The 9,211-nt window shown below is 30.3% G+C and carries 8 protein-coding genes; all 8 read right to left on the bottom strand.

Going from position 1 to position 9,211, the window contains the following annotated elements:
* Nucleotides 1-417 precede the first annotated feature (417 nt).
* The 8 genes from DN408_RS30820 to yqeK all read right to left on the bottom strand — a co-directional run bounded on the left by DN408_RS30820 (nt 418) and on the right by yqeK (nt 9,021).
* Nucleotides 418-3,588, bottom strand: coding sequence for an ATP-binding cassette domain-containing protein (locus tag DN408_RS30820; protein WP_016120250.1), 3,171 nt, complete (start codon nt 3,586-3,588; stop codon nt 418-420).
* Between the two features lie 79 nt (nt 3,589-3,667).
* Nucleotides 3,668-4,147, bottom strand: a complete 480-nt coding sequence (locus DN408_RS30815) for an SRPBCC family protein (protein ID WP_078179283.1) — start codon at nt 4,145-4,147, stop codon at nt 3,668-3,670.
* Between the two features lie 421 nt (nt 4,148-4,568).
* Nucleotides 4,569-5,132 carry a class I SAM-dependent methyltransferase gene (locus DN408_RS30810; RefSeq protein WP_033708111.1) on the bottom strand — a complete coding sequence of 188 codons (564 nt, stop codon included), beginning with the start codon at nt 5,130-5,132 and terminating at the stop codon, nt 4,569-4,571.
* 192 nt (nt 5,133-5,324) lie between these two features.
* The gene (locus DN408_RS30805) at nt 5,325-6,173 is read right to left on the bottom strand and encodes a GNAT family N-acetyltransferase (RefSeq protein WP_002127510.1); all 849 of its coding nucleotides are present in this window, start codon (nt 6,171-6,173) and stop codon (nt 5,325-5,327) included.
* A 27-nt stretch (nt 6,174-6,200) separates the two neighbouring features.
* Nucleotides 6,201-6,941, bottom strand: a complete 741-nt coding sequence (locus DN408_RS30800) for a class I SAM-dependent methyltransferase (protein ID WP_003189388.1) — start codon at nt 6,939-6,941, stop codon at nt 6,201-6,203.
* 48 nt (nt 6,942-6,989) lie between these two features.
* Complete coding sequence (gene mtnN, locus DN408_RS30795; protein WP_078179274.1) at nt 6,990-7,700, bottom strand: 5'-methylthioadenosine/S-adenosylhomocysteine nucleosidase; 711 nt, start codon at nt 7,698-7,700, stop codon at nt 6,990-6,992.
* Between the two features lie 24 nt (nt 7,701-7,724).
* Entirely contained in the window at nt 7,725-8,399 is a 675-nt protein-coding gene (locus tag DN408_RS30790; RefSeq protein ID WP_147740514.1) for a DUF3885 domain-containing protein, read from the bottom strand.
* A gap of 13 nt (nt 8,400-8,412) precedes the next feature.
* Nucleotides 8,413-9,021, bottom strand: coding sequence for a bis(5'-nucleosyl)-tetraphosphatase (symmetrical) YqeK (gene yqeK / locus DN408_RS30785; RefSeq protein ID WP_144513060.1), 609 nt, complete (start codon nt 9,019-9,021; stop codon nt 8,413-8,415).
* Nucleotides 9,022-9,211 lie beyond the last annotated feature (190 nt).

Genomic DNA, 9,211 nt, shown 5'->3' with positions numbered 1-9,211 from the left:
ATATATTTCTGTTAAATTTAAAAATTCTAATAATTATACAATCACTAAAAAAGTAGCATATTCCTTTTGTTATTATCCAAATAACCTAAATTATTATCCAAAAAAACATTTTTATACGTCAATAATTATATAATAAATGATCATAATTAACGATTTAAAACTAACTCTCGCAGATAAATGGTATTTACATCTTAGAAAGACTAACAAAACTTAAACATAAATGCCAACCTGTAATACCTTTCAGTTTAAAATTTAAGAATAATTTATATTGGTATTACAAATAGATTTTTCTTGCTCTATTATCTATCCACCTTAACACGTTTAAAGAAACTCTTCTTCAACATAAAAACTCATTTGCAGATTATTGCAAATGAGTTTTTAATCCCTAACTGACCACTATTTTTTATTCTTCTTAATTTAATTATTTTTCTCAAGACATTCATAAACTGCCATCATTTCTCGCTTATTCAACTCACGAATTCGATTAAATATTAGAATGTCTGGAACATCCTCAGTTCGTAAGCTTTCATCCACAACATCACTAACTTTTCCAGTTAACCATGTTTGTACATCTATGCCATCAACAATTTCTTTAAGCCCTTCATCATTAATACCACTTGCATTACAAGTTATACATGGAATTGTTAATTTAAACACGCCATCATGTAGATTATCCTCGGTTATAACTTTTTTTCCGTTACAGAATGGACATGGGTTGCTTTTTTTAATTTTATTAATTTGGGTAACTAATTTTTTATAACCAAATGCTTCATACACATATGTTAATTTTTTATATTTTCCATTTGTGAAATACTTATCTATGATAGTTTCTCTTGTTTCATTGATATTTTGGAAATCACAAATAGTCACCTTATTATTATTGCTGATTGATTCGATATTACCTTTAATTTGGCTCCAGAATGGTAAAACATTTTGTAACACCATTTCATAGTTTGAAAAGCTTGCTTGTTCTAATTCAAACATTTTCAGTGCAACTTGTGTTTTCCTAGGCAGTAACGAGACATCTTCTGTCATAATCATATTGTCACCTACGATAGATTTCAATTTGATGAGTACAGGTAAATCTCCTACAATTTTTATTATTTCATTAAGCGGCTGATTGATAATTTCACGAATATCTGTATCTCCAAATTTAAGCGATTTTTGGTGATTTAATACAGTTGCCTCACAAATTGGACATGTCATCATTTCTTTAGAAGTCTTAATATCTTCTTTAATAGCTGCTTTTGAAATAACAATATATCCGCCAATAATTGTATTAAATCCTACCCATGTTCTACGTGTCTTTCCTTTCTTATCATAAAAGGACTTATCAAAATAGCCGTACCAAAATGTATGTTTTTCTTCCTCAGACATATCATTATAGCTCTTTGACAAATCATGACCAAGCTCATTTTTAATTTCTTCAAATAGAAATTCTATTTTTTCATATTGATAAAATTTTAATACTTTCATGATTTCCGGATCGAATAGACCATCCCAAAATGGAACATTTTTATCTTGAATTGTAATTTCTTTATCAAAAACTTCAATTTGAAGACGTCCCGAACATGATGGGCAATGATTATCCTGAGAATAGAAATCGAAGCTTCTCGTATCTTTATTAGTCGGATGAGCAGCTACAATATGATTGATCAATCCACCAATTTCATATAAGAAACTATATTGACTATACAAATGTCTTTCGAGATCAATAGCAACTACAGGTGCAATTGTATCAGATTCGTATTCACCGTAAATTAAACGAGCCATTGATGATAAGCTTTTTAATATGCCACCCTTATAGATGTTTTCTGCATTTTTAAAATAATCAATATGATTTTCTTCTAAGTAATTAATTCCATTTTGTTGATTCAGTGTTGAAGAAATATGTATTTGCTCAGCATTATTCACACTGCTTTTTTGACGATAATAATCATCATGACTTACTACATCAAGATGCTCTATAGATTCAAGCTGTCTTTTTCCAAAATCGACAATATAATCAGAACTTTCTAGCATGTAACTGTTATGCTCAATCATTATGATAGAGACTGATTCATCTTGTAATATCCCTCTAACACTATCTATAAATTGATTTAAAATATTTTGCGATAAACCTTTTGAAGGCTCATCAAAAATAAACAATGTATGTGGATTTCTTGTTTTTGCAAATAACTCAGAAACTAAATGAACACATTGAAACTCACCCGTTGATAATGTTTGTGTTTTTCGTTCTAATGTTAAATAGCCCAGTCCTAATTTGATTAGTAGGCTCAAGCGTTTATACGCAATATCTTCGTTTGGAATTTCATCAATAATATCCTCAATTGAGCGCTCAAAAATATCATCAATTTCTTCACTATACTTTGTCAGTTTCTTTTTAATATCTAAGAAAGTTGCTACAGTTGATCGACTTGTAATCGATTGGTTTCGATCTTGCCCTACCATAACTAGTTTATCTTTTGGATATCGTTTCAAGAAATCTGTAGCTAAACACTCATTGACAAGTGTAGATTTCCCGCATCCAGACTCTCCTGTAACAGTTACAAGTCTATTTTTAGGAATCTGAAACTCAGTCATTTGGATATTTCGGCAATATAATTCATGGAATGTATAATATTCTGTTGGCATTTTGTAATTTCGTTCCGATAGTATTGGCTTTGGTCTTGGTGATTCTTTTACGATTTTTCCACCATATTTTCCACTACCAGGTCCGAAGAACATTTGCTCATCCGTTGTATCCAGTACTGTATCTGAATGATCAATGAGCCAAATTTGATTTTTGTACCCTAATTTTTCGATCTCTTCTAATATTTGTAATAATGTTTCGTGATCAAGCCCCACGGAAATCTCATCAATAATAATTACAGCATTTTCACTTACTGCCATGAATTCAGCTAAGTAAAGTCGTGTTAATTCTCCACCTGACAACGTACCCATAATTCGATTTAATGTTAAATAACCAATGTTCATATTGATAATATTTTGCAGTATATGTTGTTTTGCTTCACTAATATTTAATTCTTCTGCTAGTGAAAGAATAGATTCAACACTTAAATCGTTAATATCCGAAATTGTATGTGATTCAGCAAATAACTCAATAGTACGTTGTTCAACTTCTTCACTATAACGTTTCCCCTTACATTTTTTACACTCAATATTTTTAGTAGTACCACGCCCTTTACAGCCAGCACACCAACCTAATTGATTATTAAATGAAAAAACTTCAGGAGAAAGATTAAATTCTTCCGCTAATTTTTCACGAATCTCTTTAAAAACACCTGTATGAGTACCAATCGTCGAACGCGGATTGGAAGAAATTGATGATTTCCCTAAAAAAAGTACTAAAGGCATTTCTTCCATTTTAATTGCACTAAAATTAGTTTCCATAATATTAGGAAATAAATATTGATATTCAGCCTTTGGCAATAAGGAAACTAGACGCTTCTTTGATTCTTCACCAATTGTTTGACAAAGAGTTGTTTTTCCAGATCCAGATAAACCAGCAATACCAAGTGATTTATTAAACGGAATAACAGTATCAAGTTTATTTATGTTATTAGCAATTAATTGATTTACTTTCATATTAACCTCTATTCTTATTTTTCCACAAAATCATTTTTATAATATAATAATTACATAATGAATATTACCTATTATACAATTACCCTCTCACTTCTTGAATCTTATCCTTGTATTTTCCGAACCATTGTCGCCATTCGTTTTTAGAAAATTCCTTCTCTTCTCCTTCTAAAACGGAAGAAAAAAGATCTAAACAAATATGCCAACCAGCTATATCTTTTGGTGTATGATCAGTTAATTCATGAATGTATTCTTTAAGTAGTAAAAGAGAACCATTTTCCTCTTTATGTATTTCAAATCGGACACGATCTTTATCCCATGTGAATTCAAGTACTGAATTTAGTTGGCACTCTAAAATATCAATATTTAAAAATGAACCATCCATCATGTCGAACTTTATAATTCCACCTGTTTTAAGGTTTTCAATCTGTAAATTAGACATCCATTTTTTAAGCTTGCTGTTTTCAGTTAAAACAGACCAAACTTCCTCTATTGTATTGGGAAATTGGCGTTCAAATTTTATAATATAGCCATCAGTTTGTTTCTCTATTTGAGCTAACATATTTATTTCCTCCTACTCTTGTATAGAATGTATGTTCCTGTTTTATTTTACACGAATTTATGTATAAAAGAAATCTCTATGGCAATGAAATATTAATTTAATTTGTGAATGGTATCTTGAACATTGATTGATTTATCATATATTCTCTCCATGTGTTTATTACAATAGGCGTACCTCAACATTTCCGCAAAAAAATTCAACATGAGAAAACGTTGATTTATTTACTTTATATGATATTTCCATTAAATATTTAAAAGCAATTTCCTTTAAGATAAATGGTGTTAATAAGAGCTAATATAGTATTCAAATCAAGTTATGTATGTCTAATTCCTTGCTAAACGTAGGTTTACAAAACAAATAAAAAAAGCCGCATTTGCGACTCATGAACTGATAGAACTAACACCTATTCTAGGTGAATGACTTACCTTTTAATCGCGTCAACAATTAGCGATGGAAAACCAAGTTTATCGCCTCGATTTCTAGAATCATACCTTTTCGAACGGAAAATAACACCATCGTTTGCATCCCATTCATTGTAATAAAATTGACCATTTTCATCACAATGTTCAAGTAAAACTACCTCTAATCCAGCGGTTTCAAACATTTTCGTTAATGTTTTATAATTATGAACGATTTTATGACTTGCAGCTGGGTGGTCTTTCGGGCCAGGTCCGCCTATTTGAACTATATTTTGGTAGGTTTCATCTCGGAAAAATGCATCTGGGACTCCGCACCGAATATGACCTGATGGCTTTAAAAATTTATAACAAATTTCAGCTGCTTTTACACCTTCTTCAAAAGTAAGATGTTCCCATACATGCTCTGCTAAAATAGCTGAAATGGAATTGTATTCAAATCTTTCTTCCCAAGTGGTATTGTCTAGTAAATTAAGTTCATCTTCTTGCGTTTGAACCCAACCTGGATTATTATTAAATACTCCAGCTCCGACTACTACTTTAATTTCGTCTTGCTTAATTGCCATCACTTTCACCTCATAAATCTTTTAATGTATTAATATATTCTATGTTTACTATACATTTTCCTTTTTCAACTAAAGTGCCAGTTAGCTCAATAAGATAGGTAACAAAACTTCTGTTGTTTTTACTTATCCTCCCACATACAGCAAAAACGTTTATAGTGCAAAATAAAAAGCGAAAAGAATAATTCCTTCCGCTTTTTATAGCAATAAATACATTTCATATTGTGCTAAAGAATTCTTTTCAAATCCAGATTTCTTTAAAAACCCTTCCAGTAAATTGTTGTTTGGAAACCCAATTGATAAACTTGATAACTTTAATTCTTCACTTGCTACCTGTAATAATTTCGTCCCAACACCAATATTTCTATAGTCTTTGTCTATGAAAATAAAACTAATTTTACCTTGTTCATTTATACATACAGTACCTTTTAGATCATTATCGAAATATGCACCGTAAAATGTATGATTTGTTTTTTCGATATAATTAATATCATTTTGCCAATTTATATGGAAGTTTAACCATTTCTGAATCTCAACTTTAAATGTTGGAAATTCTAATTGTTTTACTTCAATATTTTTATTACCTTTATTCATTATTTTAGTTAAATCATTTAAATTATAATAAGAAAGATCATATACTTTTTCATAACCTAATTTGTTATAAAAATGAATCGCCCGATCGTTTCCTACAATAACTTCAAGAAAAAGCTGCTTACATTTATTTTGTGTCGCTTCTTCTTTATGTAACCCAAATAACTTTTGACTTACACCAATGCCTCGAAATTCTGGATGAACAGCTAATGTTCCGCAGCGCATTGTTTTTATACTTTCATATACCTTAATACCACCAAGTATTACACCAACACATTCGTCACCGTCTAAAGCAAGAAAGGAGTGTTCTAGCGAATTCCCTTCTGGCCCAAAAAATCTTTTTATAAAATCTTCTTTTGAAACTTCCAGTTTAATGATGTAATCTGAAAATCCATCCTTAAAAGCTTTATACACTAAATCTATACTTACTTCACTACATCTTTTGTATTGAATCATATAAGTATAATCCCCCGCTTTGACTTGTTATAAACTGCATTCAAATACATGAAATGAATTACCTTCACCATATCCATCTTTTATTTCATGAACAACAATTTGACTAAAACCATTAGTAATAAGTATATTTTCAAATTCTTTTAAATCATATAGTCTTATAGGAAAATCCATAATCTCAGTTTCTTTTATTTTCTCATCATGAATGATTTCATATTTCAGTATAATATTTAGAAGTTTTTGCGCCTTATCATATGAAACTTTTCTATACTCAACAATTAATTCATTGTTAATTTCTTTTCTATTTGTCTCTATCCAATCTAAAATTTGTTCTGTCTCACTTCCACCTTGTACAATTGTCAGAAGTAATTTGCCATTTTCCTTTAAGTTGTTTTTCATATTTTGAAGACTATTGTCTACTAAATTATTTGGTAAAAGTGAAAATGAACCGATAGGAATCATAATAAGATCATATTTTTTATCACTATGATATTCTTCTATTCTTCCTTGTGACACAACCGGTTTTAAGTTTAATTTTTCTGCTTTATCTTTACAAACTTTAAGCATATCTTTCGAAATATCAAACCCTTCTATATTCACACCATTTTGCATAAAGGGAATTAACATTCTACCATTTCCGCACATTGGTTCTAACACATGTATATTTTTATCTTTTGCAAAAGAAAGATAAAAATCCAATTCTTTTCCGGCTGCAATTGATTTATCACTTTCATATATCTTTGTACAAAGTTCTCCATAATACGTATGCAATTATAATTCACCTCTTAATTTGAAATGAGCGGGATATTCCCCCTCTTGTTATCTATTGTTAACTACAGTAATCTCATAAACACGTAAAAAAGTAATTAAATGCTCACACGCTCGTTCACATGCTAACATTTTAAAAACCTTTTGTTCTTCTTTCGTTTTGTCATTCGCTTGATCTGAGGCAGCTTTTAAACATAGAAATGGTTTGTTATTTACACGACATACATAAGCAAATGCTGCCACTTCTTGATCAACGGCTAAAGCACCGTATACAGTATGAAGTAAATACCTCATTTCTGAACTTCGAATACTTTGATCTCCAGATAGAAATGTACCAAAATGGACCGGGTCATACGAACGCAATTTCTTCATTCGTTTTACGAGTGATTTAGTTGTTTCAATAGGTGCTGTTCTACCATCATATAGATTAAAACTATCTTCTCCTGAACCAGCCGCTGTAACATCATGCTGCAAAGTATTAAGAGCTACAACGATGTGTCCATTTTTCACCTTATCTGATAAACTCCCGCAAATCCCTGTCATAAATAACTGGTCTGGCTGGAATTCACTTATTAATAGTTGTACACAACTAGCACAACTTACTTTACCGACACCAGTTACAACTGAAATAACTTCTAATTCATTAATAGAATGAAAATGAAATTCCCAAGCTGCTATTTTTTCTACACGCTCACTTGGATAATGTTGATGCAAATACGTAAGCTCTGGTTCCCATGCAGATACAATTGCGATCCTTTTCATTACACACTTCACTTCCTCCTATTTTCATGTAAATAAGTCATCTATACTCTCTCGTTCATATTCTGGTATCCACTCTTTATACTTCTCATATAAATCCCGTATCTTTTCTTTATTCTTCGCAATTACTTCACATCCTCTATCATCATAAATAAACATGATAATATCCTTTGTTACATTTATAAAAAATACATCTGGATGTGAAATTTCTTTTTTTCGCCCTAGACGTGGACGTAGGTCAGGGAAATCTTCATGATTAGCTGCTTGAATAAGCGGTTCATATTTAATATCTTCAGCAAGACATTTTAAAGAAAATTGATATGTACAATATAAGTTAGCTTCTTCATCCTCAAATAGAAAAGGGAATGTTTCTTGTCTTATATGAAACTTTAAATCCCTCTTTTTAATAAACCTATTGTATACATTTATTTTCTGCGCATTTTTTATATTTTCCTGTTTAAATCGATAAACATTTGTGACTAAAAAGACGGTATCTTCTTTTGAAAATATATCTTTAAATAGACTTTTATTATACCTATATAGTTGTGTAAAATATTCCATATTATACGTGTTACCATCTTCTTTGAATTGATATTTATCTTTCCCAAAATCAAAATGAAGATGATTTTCCCACTGAAAGTATATGGACGGTACTAACGTAACTCCTGGGAATGTTTGATTCATATATTCTTTAAATTGCATTTTTATACCCTTTCTACTCTACAATTTCTTTTAAATACCAATATGCTTCTTCTAACCACGGGTGTATGACTTTTAATGTATATTTTCTTTCCCACAAATATGAAATATATACAAAAGCAGCATGTTCCAAAGATTTTTCCAATCCTTTTTTTACCTCAATTAAATATGACGGTGTCCCTATTTGATCCCATTCTAATTTATCAGCAATAAATAATACTAAATCCATCTTCGTTGCATGTTTATGCAACGTAGTGTGGCAACTGATTGCATTTAAAACTTCTTCATCCTCTATTTTGAATATCTCTTTTGCAATTACACTCGATAATTTTTGATGAATAATCATTGGAAACTCTCGTTCTTCTTGTAATATTTCTATGCCAAATTCTTCAGCAACTGCAATCCGCTCCTCATTCGGAAAGATTGCACTAATATCATGTAAACACCCTGCAATCGCTGCTTTTTCTTCATCTTCATAAAATATTCCCGCAATTTGTCTCGCCTCATTTGCCACACGAATTGAATGTTTATATGTAAATTCTTTATTGTATTTTAATAGAAAAGCTTTAATATCATTTTCTATTTTTCCAGTTGGAGTAAATGAATATATATCATTATATAACATAGCAAGTCCCCCTTATAACTATCTTTCAGTATAATGTGGAGTTTAAATATCCTTCTTATTTTATATTCGTTATGAATGTTTTAATTCCTTTTTAATACGATACATGAAATTTTATGTAGAAACATTACTACAAAATACATAAATGTTTGATATTATAGTAATGTTGATTAATTGTAAGGAAAGGAACTAA

The organism is Bacillus sp. AR13-1 (genome assembly GCF_008042285.1).
Taxonomy (GTDB): domain Bacteria; phylum Bacillota; class Bacilli; order Bacillales; family Bacillaceae_G; genus Bacillus_A; species Bacillus_A mycoides.
This window is presented reverse-complemented; position numbering and strand designations above follow the sequence as displayed.